The 16,058-nt window shown below is 46.1% G+C and carries 17 protein-coding genes; 15 read left to right on the forward strand and 2 right to left on the reverse strand.

The features are described 5' to 3' along the window. From R7M72_RS02270 to fliJ, 15 genes are all read left to right on the forward strand, one after another. Positions 1 to 420 (forward strand): flagellin (locus R7M72_RS02270; protein ID WP_318056015.1); only part of this gene is annotated, 420 nt, incomplete at its 5' end. Positions 421 to 708: 288 nt separating this feature from the next. Further along, complete coding sequence (locus R7M72_RS02275) at positions 709 to 1,839, forward strand: flagellin (protein WP_005380449.1); 1,131 nt, start codon at positions 709 to 711, stop codon at positions 1,837 to 1,839. 92 nt (positions 1,840 to 1,931) lie between these two features. Beyond that, a complete protein-coding gene (flaG, locus tag R7M72_RS02280; RefSeq protein ID WP_005380451.1) occupies positions 1,932 to 2,366 on the forward strand; it encodes a flagellar protein FlaG in 435 nt (144 codons plus the stop codon). A gap of 21 nt (positions 2,367 to 2,387) precedes the next feature. Further along, the gene (fliD, locus tag R7M72_RS02285; RefSeq protein ID WP_047102855.1) at positions 2,388 to 4,382 is read left to right on the forward strand and encodes a flagellar filament capping protein FliD; all 1,995 of its coding nucleotides are present in this window, start codon (positions 2,388 to 2,390) and stop codon (positions 4,380 to 4,382) included. A 3-nt stretch (positions 4,383 to 4,385) separates the two neighbouring features. Then, a complete protein-coding gene (locus tag R7M72_RS02290; protein ID WP_005380456.1) occupies positions 4,386 to 4,691 on the forward strand; it encodes a flagellar protein FliT in 306 nt (101 codons plus the stop codon). 12 nt (positions 4,692 to 4,703) lie between these two features. Beyond that, entirely contained in the window at positions 4,704 to 5,114 is a 411-nt protein-coding gene (gene fliS, locus R7M72_RS02295) for a flagellar export chaperone FliS (RefSeq protein WP_005380457.1), read from the forward strand. Positions 5,115 to 5,401: 287 nt separating this feature from the next. Beyond that, on the forward strand, positions 5,402 to 6,868 hold the full coding sequence (locus R7M72_RS02300) for a sigma-54 dependent transcriptional regulator (RefSeq protein WP_005384490.1): 1,467 nt from the start codon (positions 5,402 to 5,404) through the stop codon (positions 6,866 to 6,868). 199 nt (positions 6,869 to 7,067) lie between these two features. Then, positions 7,068 to 8,099 carry a sensor histidine kinase gene (locus tag R7M72_RS02305; RefSeq protein ID WP_005380459.1) on the forward strand — a complete coding sequence of 344 codons (1,032 nt, stop codon included), beginning with the start codon at positions 7,068 to 7,070 and terminating at the stop codon, positions 8,097 to 8,099. Between the two features lie 36 nt (positions 8,100 to 8,135). After that, positions 8,136 to 9,545 carry a sigma-54-dependent transcriptional regulator gene (locus R7M72_RS02310; protein ID WP_238855104.1) on the forward strand — a complete coding sequence of 470 codons (1,410 nt, stop codon included), beginning with the start codon at positions 8,136 to 8,138 and terminating at the stop codon, positions 9,543 to 9,545. A 122-nt stretch (positions 9,546 to 9,667) separates the two neighbouring features. Further along, the gene (fliE, locus tag R7M72_RS02315) at positions 9,668 to 9,979 is read left to right on the forward strand and encodes a flagellar hook-basal body complex protein FliE (RefSeq protein WP_005384482.1); all 312 of its coding nucleotides are present in this window, start codon (positions 9,668 to 9,670) and stop codon (positions 9,977 to 9,979) included. A gap of 14 nt (positions 9,980 to 9,993) precedes the next feature. Further along, positions 9,994 to 11,736 (forward strand): flagellar basal-body MS-ring/collar protein FliF, encoded by a 1,743-nt coding sequence (fliF, locus tag R7M72_RS02320; RefSeq protein ID WP_005380462.1) that lies wholly within the window; start codon positions 9,994 to 9,996, stop codon positions 11,734 to 11,736. Then, complete coding sequence (gene fliG / locus R7M72_RS02325) at positions 11,729 to 12,784, forward strand: flagellar motor switch protein FliG (RefSeq protein ID WP_005380470.1); 1,056 nt, start codon at positions 11,729 to 11,731, stop codon at positions 12,782 to 12,784. The genes fliF and fliG overlap by 8 nt, the downstream gene beginning before the upstream one ends. A 71-nt stretch (positions 12,785 to 12,855) precedes the next feature. Continuing rightward, positions 12,856 to 13,656 carry a flagellar assembly protein FliH gene (gene fliH / locus R7M72_RS02330; RefSeq protein WP_213973470.1) on the forward strand — a complete coding sequence of 267 codons (801 nt, stop codon included), beginning with the start codon at positions 12,856 to 12,858 and terminating at the stop codon, positions 13,654 to 13,656. A gap of 3 nt (positions 13,657 to 13,659) precedes the next feature. Then, complete coding sequence (gene fliI / locus R7M72_RS02335; protein ID WP_318056016.1) at positions 13,660 to 14,979, forward strand: flagellar protein export ATPase FliI; 1,320 nt, start codon at positions 13,660 to 13,662, stop codon at positions 14,977 to 14,979. A 6-nt stretch (positions 14,980 to 14,985) separates the two neighbouring features. Beyond that, positions 14,986 to 15,429 carry a flagellar export protein FliJ gene (gene fliJ, locus R7M72_RS02340; protein ID WP_005380474.1) on the forward strand — a complete coding sequence of 148 codons (444 nt, stop codon included), beginning with the start codon at positions 14,986 to 14,988 and terminating at the stop codon, positions 15,427 to 15,429. A 40-nt stretch (positions 15,430 to 15,469) separates the two neighbouring features. Here fliJ and R7M72_RS02345 read toward each other — a convergent pair whose 3' ends face one another. Continuing rightward, a complete protein-coding gene (locus tag R7M72_RS02345) occupies positions 15,470 to 15,784 on the reverse strand; it encodes an NIPSNAP family protein (RefSeq protein ID WP_005380475.1) in 315 nt (104 codons plus the stop codon). Between the two features lie 39 nt (positions 15,785 to 15,823). Next, on the reverse strand, positions 15,824 to 15,967 hold the full coding sequence (locus R7M72_RS02350) for a hypothetical protein (RefSeq protein ID WP_005394314.1): 144 nt from the start codon (positions 15,965 to 15,967) through the stop codon (positions 15,824 to 15,826). Positions 15,968 to 16,058 lie beyond the last annotated feature (91 nt).

A 16,058-nucleotide genomic window follows, 5' to 3' on the forward strand; every position in this document is an offset into this window, starting at 1 on the left:
CAAGACGGTAAACTGCAAATCTTTGCTGGCAACAACAAAGTCGAAGGCGAAGTCGAGTTTTCAGGCGGCCTATCTGGTGAGCTAGGTTTGGGCGAAGGTAAAAAAGTGACGGTAGATACTATTGACGTAACCTCAGTCGGTGGCGCACAAGAATCTGTTGCTATCATCGATGCGGCACTGAAATACGTAGACAGCCACCGCGCAGAGCTGGGTGCATTCCAGAACCGTTTCAACCATGCAATCAGCAACTTGGACAACATTAACGAGAACGTGAATGCGTCGAAGAGCCGTATCAAAGATACTGACTTCGCGAAAGAAACGACTCAAATGACCAAGTCACAAATTCTATCGCAAGCGTCAAGCTCAATCCTTGCGCAAGCGAAACAAGCGCCAAACTCAGCGCTAAGTCTGCTAGGTTAATTTCAAACCTAAGACGAGAACCTCATTGGCTCGTGGTGAGAGATGAGCGAGTAAACCCAGCTTCGGCTGGGTTTTTTTCTGTCTTTTGGGGCCCCAGGATTTCTGCGAATCACGACATTAGAGCTTCATCACATTTCAGTAAGCCAAAGAAAATAATCGCAAAAAATTGAAAATTTCTCCTAAAGGATATGCATACGTCGCCGTTAAAGGGACTGAGAGAAATGAGATGTACCTAAGTGAGGTGAGAGACACGACGGTACATTCACTAAAGCCTTAAGGAGATCAATTATGGCGATTAACGTTAATACTAACGTTTCTGCGATGACTGCACAGCGTTACCTAAACCAGGCAGCTGACGGTCAACAAAAATCAATGGAGCGTTTGTCTTCGGGTTATAAAATCAATAGCGCGAAAGACGATGCTGCAGGTCTACAGATTTCAAACCGCTTGAATGCACAAAGCCGTGGCCTAGACATGGCAGTGAAAAACGCAAACGACGGTATTTCTATTGCACAGGTTGCTGAAGGTGCAATGAATGAATCTACCAACATCCTACAACGTATGCGTGATCTTTCGCTTCAATCTGCGAACGGTTCTAACTCAAAAGCAGAACGTGTAGCGATCCAAGAAGAAGTAACAGCGCTAAACGACGAGCTAAACCGTATTGCTGAAACTACCTCTTTCGGTGGTAACAAGCTTCTAAACGGTACTTACGGTACTCAATCTTTCCAAATCGGTGCGGACTCAGGTGAAGCAGTGATGCTTTCTATGGGTAACCTACGCTCAGACACTTCAGCAATGGGTGGTAAGAGCTACGCAGCAGAAGAGGGTAAAGACGCATCTTGGACTGTTGGTGAGAAAACAGAGTTCAAAATGAGCTACACCAACAAGCAGGGTGAAGAGAAAGAGCTATCAATCAGCGCTAAGCAAGGCGATGATATTGAACAGCTAGCGACATACATCAACGGTCAAAACGATGATGTAAAAGCCTCTGTTGGCGAAGATGGCAAACTACAAGTATTTGCTTCTTCTCAAAAAGTTGAAGGTGATGTTGAGTTTTCTGGCAACCTAGCAGACGAGATCGGCTTTGGTGGTCCGAAAGACGTAACAGTGAAAGACATCGACGTAACCACAGTAGCTGGCTCTCAAGAAGCAGTAGCGGTTATCGACGGCGCTCTTAAGTCCGTAGACAGCCAACGAGCTTCACTCGGTGCTTTCCAAAACCGCTTCAACCACGCAATCAGCAACCTAGACAACATTAACGAGAACGTTAACGCGTCTAAAAGCCGTATTAAAGATACTGATTACGCGAAGGAAACCACTGCGATGACTAAGTCGCAAATTCTTCAGCAAGCAAGTACTTCAATCCTGGCTCAAGCGAAGCAGTCTCCATCTGCAGCGCTAAGCTTGTTGGGCTAAGTGGTAAACCCAGCCTGAGGTCAACACCTTAGTGCTGGGGCACCAAAGCGATAGGTTCTATCGTTAGCCCATAAGGTGGAAGGGAGATTGTAATGGATATATCCTCCTACGCATCGAACATCCAGCCTTACGGCACGCCAAATGGCACAAAGTTTGCAAATAAAAATGGCAATGATATAGGCACGTCTAGCCCAGCAAATTCAAATGGTGAGATTTCGCCGCAAAAAGCGAAAAACACCGAATACGATTTCTCTGTTCAAGCTGCGCTCGAGATGGCTGAAAGCCGTCAAGAACTGAACAAAGAAGAACGTGAAAAATTGGTCGCGCAAATGAATGAATTTGTCACGTCCATAAACAAAGGAGTCGCATTTCGAGTGGATGAAGAATCCGGACGAGATGTGGTGACGATTTATGAAGCCAATACCGGTGACGTGATTCGTCAAATTCCTGATGAAGAAATGCTAGTGGTATTGCGTCGCCTAGCTGAGCACACAGCCAACAGCGGGTTGTTGACTGAAAAAGTGTAAGTCGTTTTTAGAGGTGATTTGATGAGTTTAGGCCCTTTGGGGATGTCTGGCGGCATGGATATTAATTCCATGGTCAGCAAAATTGTGGATGCCGAACGCGTACCAAAGCAGCAACGCATCGACAACGAACGCACGACAATTAATGCCAGTATCAGTGCTTACGGACGACTCAGAGAATCATTGGATACGATGAAAAATCTCATGGCGAACTTTCGTCAGGAGAAAGCATTTGCCGTTCGCACCGTCGAAACGACCAATGACAATATTGTATCTGCCACGGCAACCACAGATGCTATCGCTGGCAAATATGCTATCGATGTGTTGCAGCTTGCTCAGAGCCATAAAGTCGCTTCTGACGTATTGCCAGAAGACGCAAAATTTGGCCCTGGTAAGCTGCAGATTTCGCTTGGTGATGAGCGTTTTAATATCGATGTTCGTTCCCGATCTAAGCTCATCGATGTCGTACGTGGCATCAATGGCGCTAAAGATAACCCTGGCGTTCGTGCATCTCTTATTAACGACGTCGAAGGTCCACGCCTTATCCTTGCTTCTAACCTCTCTGGTAAGGATCATCAAATCAGAGTCAGTGTGGAGGCAGAAAAAGGCAACCCTCTTAAATATTTCGAATACCAAACACTTGAAGACCGCGTCAACGCGCTTGAAGAAGCTCGTTCAGCGGCGGAAGATGTCTTAGGTCCTCTTAAATTTCCGGAACAACCAGCAGAAGAGCTGGATGCAAACGGCAATCCTCTACCTCCAGAAGAGCAAAAAGCGGCAGACGATGTACAAGATGATGCATCGCAAGCGCCAATCTCTGCGGCGGGTGCAGAAGCAGCCAAAGCTGGTCAAGAAGCCATTGATGAAGCCAACCGACGCGCGAGTTTACGCCCTGAAGACAGAATTCCAGGGTGGACAGAAACTGCGTCAGGTACTTTGTTGGACTCTTATGAAGAACCAGAGCTTGAACTCGACGAAAAGGCAATAGAGAAGGCACCAGATGTACCAGGCTGGAATAATGCCGCATCGGGCACCCTAACCGATTCTTACGTTACGACGAAAGAGGCTAAGCAGCTTCTTGAGCAAGAAAAAGCGGAAATCGAGCAAAAAATTGCGAGTGAAAAGCAAGCGTTAGACGAAAAAGTGGCACGTGGTGAACTTTCCGAAGCGCAAGCTAAGCAAATTCATCGCGCTAAACTTGATCCTCAAGAACGTGAGCGTCTGGAAAAAATTGATGAAGCAGAAGCGAAAATCGCAAAGGCACAATCTGCTTTTGAAGAATACCTTGGGATGACAGAAGTACAAGCAGGGCAAGATTCAGAAGTTCTGCTTGATGGCGTGGCAAAGCTATCTAGCCACAACAATGTGATTGAAGATGCGATCGAAGGTGTTGATTTAACACTAAAAGGCAAATCAGAACCGAATAAACCGCCTGCTGAAATTGGTGTCGAGTACGACCGTCAAAGTGTACGCAACGATATCGAAAACTTTGTGGCAGCGTATAACTCGTTTTATCAAACCTCCCAAGCGTTGGCGAGTGTGGATCCGGTAACTGGTCAAAAAGGGCCGTTGTCAGGTGACAGCACCGTACGCAGTGCAGATTCACGATTAAAATCGGTCTTTTCTACTCGAATCGATAAGGCGCCTGAAAACCTAAAGTCCTTAACAGAATTTGGCATTACGACCACACGTCAAGGCACCCTAGAAATCAACTATGACATGCTAGATCGCCAGTTGAACAATAACTTCAACGAGTTAGAAAAGTTCTTCGGTGGCAACACAGGTTTTGCTAAACGAGTAGAAGATGCGATTCACGGTATCACAGGTATTACAGGCAGTATTCGTACTCGAGAAAAAAGTCTCACAGAACAAAATTACCGTTTGAGTGACGATCAAGCGGCATTAGATCGCCGCATGGAAAGCCTAGAGAAGCGTACTCATGCGAAGTTTACCGCGATGCAAGATGCGACCGGTAAAATGCAGGGCCAGTTGGGCGCTTTGATGAGTGCGTTGGGTTAATAAATGCAAAAAGAACTCATGGAAATTAGTGATATAGATCAACTAATTACGCAAGAATTAGAAAAAATTGATTTTAATGCTGAAGAAATTCTTCGCTTGGTCGATATCAGGGAACGGTTATTGCAAAACCTGTTACCAATTATTCATCAAAATCCTTTGGTTAAGCAGGATGCAGAGTGGCAAGCATTGCTAACTCGTACCAAAAGAATTGTCGAGCTGATGCAATCGGAAACGTCAAAGGTCGGAAAAGAGCTCCATAAGTTTCGTTATGGCCAGCGTTCACTTCAGCAGTACAAAAAATTTATTTAAAAGAGGATTACTATGCGCGGTTCTTTGCAAGCATACAAAAAGGTATCAGTCGACAGCCAGCTTAGCGCGGCTTCTCCGCACAAAGTCATTCAAATGCTTATGGCTGGTGCGATTGAGCGCCTTATTCAAGGTAAAGCAGCCATGCAAGCAGGCAATATTCCAGCAAAAGGTGAGCGCTTGGGTAAAGCGTTAGACATCATTATCGCGCTACGCAGCTGTCTATCTATGGATGACGGTGGTGATATTGCTTCAAACTTAGATTCACTGTATGAGTTTATGATCACGCAAATTTCTGCTGCTAACCATCAAAATGAGCCTCAGCTGATCGATGACGTTATCGACATTATCCGTGAGATCAAGTCCGCTTGGGACCAAATCCCAACAGAGTTTCATAATCTTACCGCTGCTGAAGTTGGTATTTAATAGTCAAAACAATGCGTTAAGATACTAGACGAATATATTTGTCAATTGCGCAACGAGTTGTGTAGCAAAGTTTCTATCAAGCTCACACCTCTCCATTGCTTGGTTGCCTTATTTTTATATTCAAATAAAATAGAAGCCATTAGTAGCCCTAATGGCTTTTTTGTTGCTGATTTTCCTATTTTGTCTATCGTAAATTGAGTGTGGTGGTTCTGCCTTCTTTAGCACCCAATTGCGCAAATCAAGGTTTGGCCGCAACGCACCTAAAATAAAGGCAATCATTCTTACTTATGCATGGTTTGGCAAAGCTGCTTGTAATTGATGATGACGCATCAAGTCGTTTAAATTTAAGCAATATATTGGAATTTGTTGGAGAAAATTGCGAAGCGGTCAGTTCTGATCAGCTCAGCGATGTTGATTGGTCTAGCGTATGGTCGTGCTGTATTGTTGGTAATATTCCAGCAGGTCAAGCGGCGAGTACGGTTATCTCTCATTTAAACAGCGCTTACCACATCCCTCTTCTAGTCATGGGCCGTTTTCCTTTGCCTGTTGATGATCTTCCAAATTTTGTTGGTGAACTAGAGCTGCCGCTTAATTACCCACAGCTTAGTGAAGCGTTACGCCACTGCAAAGATTTTCTGGGGCGAAAAGGAGTGAATGTTGTTGCTAGTGCACGCAAAAACACGCTTTTTCGCAGCTTAGTTGGTCAAAGTAGAGGTATTCAAGAAGTTCGACACCTGATTGAGCAAGTATCAAACACAGAAGCAAACGTGTTGATCTTAGGTGAGTCCGGTACGGGTAAAGAAGTTGTTGCGCGTAACATCCACTATCATTCTTCATACCGCGATGGCGCATTTGTACCTATTAACTGTGGTGCAATACCGCCTGAGCTCCTAGAAAGCGAATTATTTGGTCACGAAAAAGGCGCGTTTACTGGTGCGTTAACTGCCCGTAAAGGTCGATTTGAGCTCGCAGATGGTGGCACTATCTTTCTTGATGAGATTGGCGATATGCCAATGTCGATGCAAGTAAAGTTGCTTCGTGTATTGCAAGAACGCTGCTTTGAACGTGTAGGTGGCAATAGTACCATCAAGGTAAATGTTCGAGTTGTGGCGGCGACACACCGTAATCTAGAAAATATGATTGAAGAAGGCACGTTCCGAGAAGACTTGTTCTATCGTCTGAACGTGTTTCCAATTGAGATGCCAGCGCTGAAAGAGCGCAAACAAGATATACCATTGCTGCTGCAAGAACTGATGACACGTTTAGAGGCGGAAGGCGGACAACCTATCTGCTTTACACCTCGTGCAATCAACTCACTGATGGAGCATAACTGGCCGGGCAACGTACGCGAGTTGGCTAATCTTGTTGAGCGAATGATTATTCTGTATCCAAATAGCTTGGTGGATGTAAACCATCTACCAACCAAATATCGCTACAGTGACATCCCAGAGTTCCAACCAGAGAGCAATCCATTTGTTTCGGTGGAAGAGCAAGAGCGTGATGTATTCCAAGATATCTTCTCTGAAGATTTTAGCTTTGAAGATCAAGACGACCTTGATCACAGCATGAACGCCCCGCAAGCGCTGCCACCGGAAGGGGTTAATTTGAAAGAGCTGCTGGCTGATTTAGAAGTTAATATGATCAGCCAAGCATTAGAAGCGCAGGGTGGCGTTGTTGCAAGAGCGGCCGACATGCTGGGTATGCGACGTACTACGCTGGTGGAAAAAATGCGTAAGTACAACTTACAGCGCTAGGTAAAGTGAAGTTTTAAGACGATATCTGAATAATCACTTGGGCTGGTTAACATCGCTTTTCTGGCATCCAAAACCGTTATCTCTGAGTGTCAACTTATTGTCGATAGCTTAACGTCCTGATAAATATGAAAAATAGCTTGGTACGCTAATTGCTTACCAAGCTATTTTAGTTTTAGCGGCGATATTTCGACAGGCAGTAATGGATAACAACACCAATCAATCCCATTTAGATTCCGTAGAGAATCAGGTTGAGCGCTACAAACAGGTGCTCGATGTGATGCCTGCTGGAGTGATTTTGCTCGATACGTACGGAGTAGTCCGTGAAGCAAATCCAGAAGCGCACCGAATTCTTGAGATTCCACTGGTTAACGAAAAATGGTTCAACGTTATCCAGGCGGTGTTTGACCCACGTGAAGATGATGGCCACGAAGTTTCATTACGTAATGGCCGTAAAGTTCGACTCGCCATCTCGGCGTCCACAACAGGTCAATTGATCCTGATTACCGATTTAACCGAAACCCGTTTACTTCAAGCTCGTGTCAGTGATTTACAGCGCTTATCGTCGTTAGGACGTATGGTTGCGTCGCTTGCTCACCAAGTAAGAACGCCGCTGTCGAGCGCTATGTTATATGCATCCAATTTGGGAGCGCCAAATCTTCCTCCAGCGACAAAAGATCGCTTCCAAACCAAATTAATGGATCGACTGCACGATTTGGAAAAGCAGGTTAATGATATGCTGCTTTTTGCTAAAGGTGGTGATAATAAAGTCATTAAGCCATTTACGATTGCCCAGTTGGTAGCGGAATATCAGCCGATGGTCGAAACCGCGCTAAAAAACAACAGTATTGATTACTGCCTAGAAGTGGAAGAAGAACAAACTGAGCTACTAGGCAATGCGAACGCCATTGCATCTGCATTAAGTAATCTGGTCATGAATGCGATTCAAATGTCTGGTAAAGAATCGCAAGTCGATATTTTTTTCCGCCCGGTAAATGGTGAGTTACGCATTTCTGTGCAAGACAGCGGACCGGGTGTGCCCGAAGAACTGCAAGCCAAAATCATGGAGCCATTTTTTACCACACGTTCTCAAGGAACTGGATTAGGGTTGGCAGTTGTTCAAATGGTTTGCCGTGCCCATGACGGTCGATTGGAACTTATTTCAGAGCAGGGTGATGGAGCCTGCTTCACCATGTGCATTCCGCTAGAGCGAGTGCAAACAGAAGCGCAATAAGCGGCTTTTGGTAATAACAATTTCTGGAGAATCATAATGGCGCAAAGCAAAGTGCTGATCGTAGAAGACGATGAAGGTCTTCGTGAAGCCCTAGTCGATACTCTGGCTCTGGCAGGGTATGAGTGGTTGGAAGCGGACTGTGCTGAAGATGCACTGTTAAAGCTGAAATCGAATACGGTTGATATCGTCGTTTCTGATGTGCAAATGGCGGGTATGGGTGGTTTAGCTCTGCTCAAAAGCATCAAGCAGAATTGGCCTAACTTACCAGTATTGCTAATGACGGCGTACGCCAATATTGAAGATGCCGTGTCGGCAATGAAAGACGGCGCGATTGACTACATGGCGAAACCATTTGCACCAGAAGTATTGCTGAACATGGTCAGTCGATATGCACCGATCAAAAGCGATGACAATGGTGACGCGGTCGTGGCAGATGAAAAAAGTCTGCGTCTACTTGCGTTGGCCGATAAAGTGGCACGTACAGATGCGAATGTTATGGTGCTAGGTCCTAGTGGCTCAGGTAAAGAAGTGATGTCGCGCTATATTCACAACGTGTCAAATCGTAAAAATGGTCCTTTTGTCGCAATTAACTGTGCCGCGATTCCTGACAATATGCTCGAAGCAACACTGTTTGGCTATGAAAAGGGCGCATTTACTGGTGCTGTTCAGGCATGCCCAGGAAAGTTCGAACAAGCACAAGGTGGCACAATCTTACTTGATGAAATCAGTGAGATGGACTTGAACCTGCAAGCGAAGTTGTTGCGTGTTTTGCAAGAGCGAGAAGTAGAGCGCCTAGGCAGTCGCAAAAGCATCAAGTTAGATGTTCGTGTGTTAGCGACGAGTAACCGTGATCTTAAGCAATACGTGTCAGAAGGAAACTTCAGAGAGGACTTATATTACCGCCTGAATGTATTCCCAATTGCGTGGCCTGCACTTAAAGAACGTAAAGGCGATATTGCACCGCTTGCCAAGCATCTTGCTGAGCGTCATTGCAGCAAAATGGGCATGCCAGTGCCTCAATTCTCGACCGTTGCGTTAGAAAAACTATTGCAATACCCTTGGCCGGGTAATGTTCGTGAATTGGATAACGTGGTTCAACGAGCGCTGATATTAAGTGAAAATGGCGACATCGATGCAGAGCACATTTTGCTCGAGGGCGTAGATTGGCAAGATGCCAATAGCTTGCAACACGTGGTGCAAAATGCAGATATGGTCGTGCCCAATGTTAAGCCAGTTGCTCAAGCTGAGAGTGTCAGCCGCCCAGTAACTGGTGGAGAAGGCTTAGGCAGCGAGCTGCGCGATCAAGAATACGCCATTATTTTGGAGACTTTGGTTGAGTGTAATGGTCGACGCAAAGAAATGGCGGAGAAACTGGGTATAAGCCCTCGAACCTTGCGCTATAAGCTTGCCAAAATGCGTGATGCTGGTATAGATATCCCGAATTAACACAGACAACGGCCATAAGACGAAAAGTGTAAGTAAATTGATTGCTAATGTCTTATGGCACGTTAATTGCTGTGTCAATAATCAGTTTTGTTAATAGTCAATCTTTTGGCTTAGAGGTGCTAATGAAAATTGATGGTATTCAGGCAGAAATGCGCGCCATGATGGTAGAAGCAACCAATACGGCTCCTACTGCAAGTGGGGCGAAAGTTGGAGCGGATTTTAACGATCTCCTAACTAAAGCCATCAATAACGTGAACACACTTCAAAAAGCATCTGGTGATTTACAAACCCGTTTTGATCGTGGTGATGCCGATGTATCCCTTTCTGACGTTATGATCGCTCGTAACAAGTCTAGTGTCGCTTTTGATGCGACGGTTCAAATTCGCAATAAACTCGTTGAGGCATATAAAGACCTCATGAACATGCCAGTGTAATTTAGGTAATAAGTGTGGCAGACAAGTCTACAGATTTAACCGTCACTGAAGGCGGCTCAGATGGTGCACTGGTAGCAAGTTCCGATGTGGATGTGGAGAGTCAAAATCCAGATCTAGAGGAGCGTAGTGCGTCAAAATTCGATATGGCAGTGGGCGACCTCGATTTACTTCGTCAGGTTGTGCTTGTGCTGTCGATATCCATCTGTGTTGCATTGATCGTGATGCTGTTCTTTTGGGTCAAAGAACCGGAAATGCGCCCACTTGGTGCGTATGAGACCGAAGAATTGATCCCCGTTCTGGATTATCTGGACCAGCAGAAAATCAATTATAAGCTTGATGGCAATACTGTTTCTGTTGAATCGAGTGAGTACAACTCGATCAAACTTGGCATGGTTCGTTCCGGCGTTAACCAAGCTACAGAAGCAGGCGATGATATTTTGCTGCAAGACATGGGTTTTGGTGTTTCACAACGTCTCGAGCAAGAGCGTCTCAAACTCAGTCGAGAGCGCCAATTGGCTCAAGCAATTGAAGAAATGAAGCAAGTTCGCAAAGCACGAGTGTTATTGGCACTGCCAAAGCACAGCGTGTTTGTGCGTCATAACCAAGAAGCGTCTGCGTCGGTATTTTTGACATTGTCGACAGGCACGAACCTTAAGCAGCAAGAAGTGGATTCTATTGTCGACATGGTAGCGAGTGCCGTGCCGGGAATGAAAACTTCTCGAATTACCGTCACAGATCAGCATGGCCGCTTACTCAGCTCAGGCTCCCAAGATCCTGCTTCTGCGGCGCGACGCAAAGAACAAGAATTAGAACGCAGCCAAGAGCAAGCGCTGCGCGAAAAAATTGATTCCGTACTATTACCGATTTTAGGTTATGGCAACTATACGGCGCAGGTTGATATCCAAATGGACTTCAGTGCGGTTGAACAAACCCGCAAACGCTTTGATCCAAACACCCCTGCGACCCGCAGTGAGTACGCACTCGAAGATTACAATAACGGTAACATGGTAGCGGGTATTCCGGGTGCGTTGAGTAATCAGCCTCCAGCGGATGCCTCAATTCCGCAAGATGTGGCTCAAATGAAAGATGGTTCTGTCATGGGGCAGGGTTCAGTTCGTAAAGAGTCCACGCGTAACTTTGAGCTAGATACCACCATCAGCCACGAGCGAAAGCAGACCGGGACGGTGGCTCGTCAGACCGTTTCTGTTGCGATTAAAGACCGTCGTCAAGTTAACCCTGATACGGGTGAAGTGACTTATACCCCAATGTCCGAATCTGAAATCAATGCCATTCGCCAAGTATTAATTGGTACCGTTGGCTTTGATCAAGGTCGTGGCGATTTACTGAATGTATTGAGTGTAAAGTTTGCTGAGCCAGAGGCTGAGCAGCTAGAAGAACCACCAATTTGGGAGCACCCTAACTTCAGTGATTGGGTTCGTTGGTTCGCAAGTGCATTAGTGATTATTGTGGTTGTGTTGGTTCTGGTTCGCCCAGCAATGAAGAAATTGCTTAACCCTACCAGCGATGATGAAGACGAAATGTACGGACCAGACGGCTTGCCGATTGGTGCGGATGGTGAAACTAGCTTGATTGGCAGTGACATCGAAAGCAGCGAACTGTTCGAGTTTGGCTCAAGTATTGATTTGCCAAACCTTCATAAAGATGAAGATGTATTGAAAGCGGTTCGCGCTCTGGTTGCGAATGAACCTGAACTGGCTGCTCAAGTAGTGAAAAACTGGATGAATGACAATGGCTAACGATATCGTACCTCAAGATGACAACGCCGCGGGAATGCCAGTAGAGCTGGATGTTTCAACCATTACTGGCGAAGAAAAAGCGGCAATTTTGCTACTGAGCCTTAATGAACAAGATGCAGCTGGCATTATCCGTCACCTAGAACCAAAACAGGTTCAGCGTGTTGGTAGTGCGATGGCTCGCGCGAAGGATCTCAGCCAAGACAAGGTATCTGCTGTTCATCGTGCGTTTTTGGAGGATATCCAGAAATACACCAACATTGGTATGGGCAGCGAAGACTTTATGCGTAATGCACTGGTTGCCGCTCTTGGTGAAGACAAAGCCAACAACTTAGTTGACCAGATCCTACTTGGTACGGGCTCAAAAGGCTTGGATTCTTTGAAATGGATGGACCCACGCCAAGTGGCGAGCATTATTGTCAATGAACACCCACAGATTCAAACTATCGTACTGTCTTATTTAGAAGCAGACCAATCTGCAGAGATTTTGTCTCAGTTCCCTGAGCGCGTGCGTTTGGATCTGATGATGCGTATTGCCAACCTTGAAGAAGTTCAGCCATCAGCATTGGCAGAGCTGAACGAAATCATGGAGAAACAGTTCGCGGGTCAAGCGGGTGCACAAGCAGCCAAAATTGGCGGCCTGAAAGCAGCAGCGGAGATCATGAACTACCTAGACAACAACGTCGAAGGTTTGTTGATGGAACAAATTCGCGATCAGGACGAAGACATGGCGACGCAAATCCAAGACCTAATGTTTGTCTTCGAAAACTTAGTCGAGGTGGACGACCAAGGTATTCAGAAGTTGCTGCGTGACGTACCACAAGACGTGTTGCAAAAAGCACTCAAAGGTGCAGATGACTCGTTACGTGAGAAAGTCTTCAAGAACATGTCTAAACGTGCTGCTGATATGATGCGTGATGACATAGAAGCGATGCCGCCAGTACGAGTGGCAGATGTAGAAGCCGCTCAGAAAGAAATCTTAGCAATTGCCCGTCGAATGGCGGATGCTGGTGAGCTTATGCTATCTGGCGGTGCTGACGAATTCTTATAATTTCTATTGCTTCGCAATTATCCTATTGCGGAGCACCCTCACTTCTTAATCGAACACACAATAGGTAACCCATGGCTGGCGATAGAAAACGTGGATTTATCCGTCCTGATGAAGATGATTCGATGATCGAACCCCAACGTTGGGGGCTGCCTGATTATGGCGAGCCTAAAGCCAAACAAGCAAAACAAACCGCGTTCAACTATGACCCGGGATGGGTGCCGAATTTTGATGAGCCTGAAGAAGAGCAGCCACTTGCGCTAACCGAAGAACAAATTGAACTGATTAAGCAAGGTGCTTATCAAGAAGGCTTACATCAAGGTCAGGAAGCTGGCTTTAAGCAAGGTTACGACAAAGGTAAAGAAGAAGGGTTGCAAGCCGGCCATGCTGAAGGTCTTGAGCTCGGAAAAGCTGAAGGGGTGACTGCAGGGCAAGAATACATTCAGCAGCAAGTTGAAACCTTTATGAACTTGGCCAATCAGTTTGCTCAACCTTTGGAGTTGATGAATGCTCAGGTTGAAAAGCAGCTGGTGGATATGGTGCTCTGCTTAGTCAAAGAAGTGGTGCACGTTGAAGTACAAACCAACCCTCAAATTATTTTAGATACAGTGAAGCAGTCGGTTGAAGCGCTACCAATATCAGGCCACCCTATTACCTTGCACCTGAATCCAGAAGATGTCGCGATTATTCGTTCAGCTTATGGTGAAGAAGACCTTAATTGTCGCAACTGGACGTTAGTTGCTGAGCCATCGCTCAATCGAGGTGATGTCCAGATTGAAGCCGGCGAATCAAGCATTAATTATCGCATGGAAGAACGCGTCAAAAGCGTATTGCACCGCTTTTGTGGCGCAAACCGTCATCAAGAGGGTGAGTAATCCATGCAAGCACTCGCTGACCGCTTAAAAAGCTACAAAGTTGAAGGCCTTACGACGCGCCCTGTCGCCTCTGGCAAACTGGTGCGTGTGGTTGGGTTAACGTTGGAAGCAACCGGCTGTCGCGCACCAATTGGCAGTTTATGCTTAGTGGAAACCATGTCAGGTCAGATGGAAGCCGAGGTTGTCGGCTTTTCAGGTGACAACCTATTTTTAATGCCAAGCGAACAAATTACGGGCATTTTACCTGGCGCGAGAGTCACCCCTTTAACCAGTGACGCTGGTTTGCCTGTCGGCATGGAGTTACTTGGGCGCGTTATAGACGGGGTTGGGAATCCACTTGATGGACTTGGCCCTTTGTATACCGATCACCGTGCCTCTTTTAATGCCGAACCAATCAACCCATTGGCTCGAAAGCCAATTTCTGAACCGCTCGATGTTGGCCTAAAAGCTATCAATGGTTTGTTGACGGTCGGTAAAGGTCAGCGTATCGGTCTGTTTGCAGGTTCTGGTGTGGGTAAATCGGTCACGCTTGGCATGATGACGCGAGGTACCACCGCACAGGTTGTGGTCGTCGGCCTGATAGGTGAGCGTGGACGTGAAGTTAAAGAATTCATCGAAGAGATCTTGGGTGAGGACGGTCGTCGCCACTCAGTGGTGGTCGCGGCGCCTGCCGATGCTTCACCTCTAATGCGCTTAAAGGGGTGCCAAACGGCATTAACGATTGCTGAATACTTCCGGGACCAAGGGTTAGATGTTCTGCTATTGATGGACTCGTTGACTCGTTTTGCACAAGCACAGCGTGAAATCGCACTTTCTGTTGGTGAGCCGCCAGCGACGAAAGGTTACCCGCCTTCTGTATTTGCCAAGCTGCCAGCGCTGGTTGAGCGAGCGGGTAATGGAAGTGCCGAGCAAGGCTCGATTACGGCGTTCTTTACCGTGTTGACCGAAGGGGATGATTTGCAAGATCCGATAGCGGACGCATCGCGAGCTATTCTTGATGGCCATATTGTACTTTCTCGTGAAATGGCGGATGCAGGCCATTATCCGGCGATTGATGTCGAGAAGTCGGTGAGCCGTGTTATGCCGCAAATCACGACCGAAGAGCACGTTCTGATGTCAAAAGCGGTGCGACAGGTCTTGTCTATTTGTCGCAAGAATCAAGATTTGGTCTCGATTGGAGCGTACAAACCGGGTACCGATCCTGCTATTGATGGCGCATTTACTTTGAAACCGAAGTTAGACGAATACTTGCAGCAGAGCATGAAAGAATCGGTGCCATACGATATGTGCGTCAATATGCTTAGAAACATTTTGGGTGGGTGATAGCGCGTGAATAATGCGATGGAGTTTCTACTTGAGCAAACTAAGGATCGTGAAGACCAAGCTGTGCTTGCACTGAACAAAGCGCGTTCTGAACTCGAAGATTATTACCGTCAGGTTGAACAAATTGAAAAGTATCGGCTTGATTATTGCCAGCAACTCGTCGACCGTGGTCAGGCGGGCCTAACGGCAAGTCAATATGGACACTTAAATCGATTCCTTACCCAGCTAGATGAAACTTTATCTAAGCAAAAGCAAGCAGAAAGTCATTTCAAAGAGCAGGTTGAAAACTGTAAAGAATATTGGTTAACCGTGCGTAAAGAACGCAAATCCTATGAGTGGATGATAGATAAACGCGAAAAAGAGAAACAACTTGCTGAAGCTAAGCGCGAACAAAAGCAAATGGACGAGTTTTCCACCTTACTTTATAGTCGAAAACCACATCGTTTCTAAACGTTATCGGTTCGATATTGCATTACGGTGTTGCAGTTGACTACATCTCTACCGATTCAAGTAAGGTAACTTTGATTGAGTCTTGTTCAATTAGCTCAAATACCTTCGGTCGAATCTCGCGAACCCACCACTCGTTGTATGTTTTTTCGTAGAGAGCCTGGCGTGCTTGTTCATTGTCGAACTCTCTAAGCCAAACAAAATAGTCATGTCCATCATCACCAGTGTGGACGTAAGTATTCAGTACACGCATGCCTTGTGAGCGTTGATAGGGCAACAGTTCTTCCTTCATCCAACTTAGCCACTGTTCTGTTTTGCCTGCTCTGATTCTATATTGGCGTAATTCTGTGATCTTCAAAGTGATTCCTTAATTGTTAAGTCAAATGTCTGTTTACGCTTATCGTTTTTCAAAGTCAATCAAGTAGCTGTACATCATGTTAGGAACCAGGTTCTCGGATAGTACTGTTGATGTTTGTTCCATAAACATGCCATCTATTAGCTTACCGAGAATTGGCTCAATATTGTGGTGTGATTTTTGCATTTTAGCTGTCAGTGTCGGGTCTTTTTGACCTTTGTTTGCCGCCAGTATTGCTGTCTGTCAGCGATACGCTCAGAGCCACGAGAACGAGAGT

It is taken from the genome of Vibrio sp. YT-18 (assembly GCF_033337345.1).
Taxonomy (GTDB): domain Bacteria; phylum Pseudomonadota; class Gammaproteobacteria; order Enterobacterales; family Vibrionaceae; genus Vibrio; species Vibrio alginolyticus.

What these genes read in the sequence shown, in the direction of transcription:
- R7M72_RS02275 (WP_005380449.1), top strand. Translation starts at nt 709, where the DNA reads ATGGCGATTAACGTTAATACTAACGTTTCTGCGATGACTGCACAGCGT.
- flaG (WP_005380451.1), top strand. Translation starts at nt 1,932, where the DNA reads ATGGATATATCCTCCTACGCATCGAACATCCAGCCTTACGGCACGCCA.
- R7M72_RS02305 (WP_005380459.1), top strand. Translation starts at nt 7,068, where the DNA reads ATGGATAACAACACCAATCAATCCCATTTAGATTCCGTAGAGAATCAG.
- fliI (WP_318056016.1), top strand. Translation starts at nt 13,660, where the DNA reads ATGCAAGCACTCGCTGACCGCTTAAAAAGCTACAAAGTTGAAGGCCTT.
- fliS (WP_005380457.1), top strand. Translation starts at nt 4,704, where the DNA reads ATGCGCGGTTCTTTGCAAGCATACAAAAAGGTATCAGTCGACAGCCAG.
- fliD (WP_047102855.1), top strand. Translation starts at nt 2,388, where the DNA reads ATGAGTTTAGGCCCTTTGGGGATGTCTGGCGGCATGGATATTAATTCC.
- R7M72_RS02290 (WP_005380456.1), top strand. Translation starts at nt 4,386, where the DNA reads ATGCAAAAAGAACTCATGGAAATTAGTGATATAGATCAACTAATTACG.
- fliH (WP_213973470.1), top strand. Translation starts at nt 12,856, where the DNA reads ATGGCTGGCGATAGAAAACGTGGATTTATCCGTCCTGATGAAGATGAT.
- fliG (WP_005380470.1), top strand. Translation starts at nt 11,729, where the DNA reads ATGGCTAACGATATCGTACCTCAAGATGACAACGCCGCGGGAATGCCA.
- fliE (WP_005384482.1), top strand. Translation starts at nt 9,668, where the DNA reads ATGAAAATTGATGGTATTCAGGCAGAAATGCGCGCCATGATGGTAGAA.
- R7M72_RS02300 (WP_005384490.1), top strand. Translation starts at nt 5,402, where the DNA reads ATGCATGGTTTGGCAAAGCTGCTTGTAATTGATGATGACGCATCAAGT.
- R7M72_RS02350 (WP_005394314.1), bottom strand. Translation starts at nt 15,967, where the DNA reads ATGCAAAAATCACACCACAATATTGAGCCAATTCTCGGTAAGCTAATA.
- R7M72_RS02310 (WP_238855104.1), top strand. Translation starts at nt 8,136, where the DNA reads ATGGCGCAAAGCAAAGTGCTGATCGTAGAAGACGATGAAGGTCTTCGT.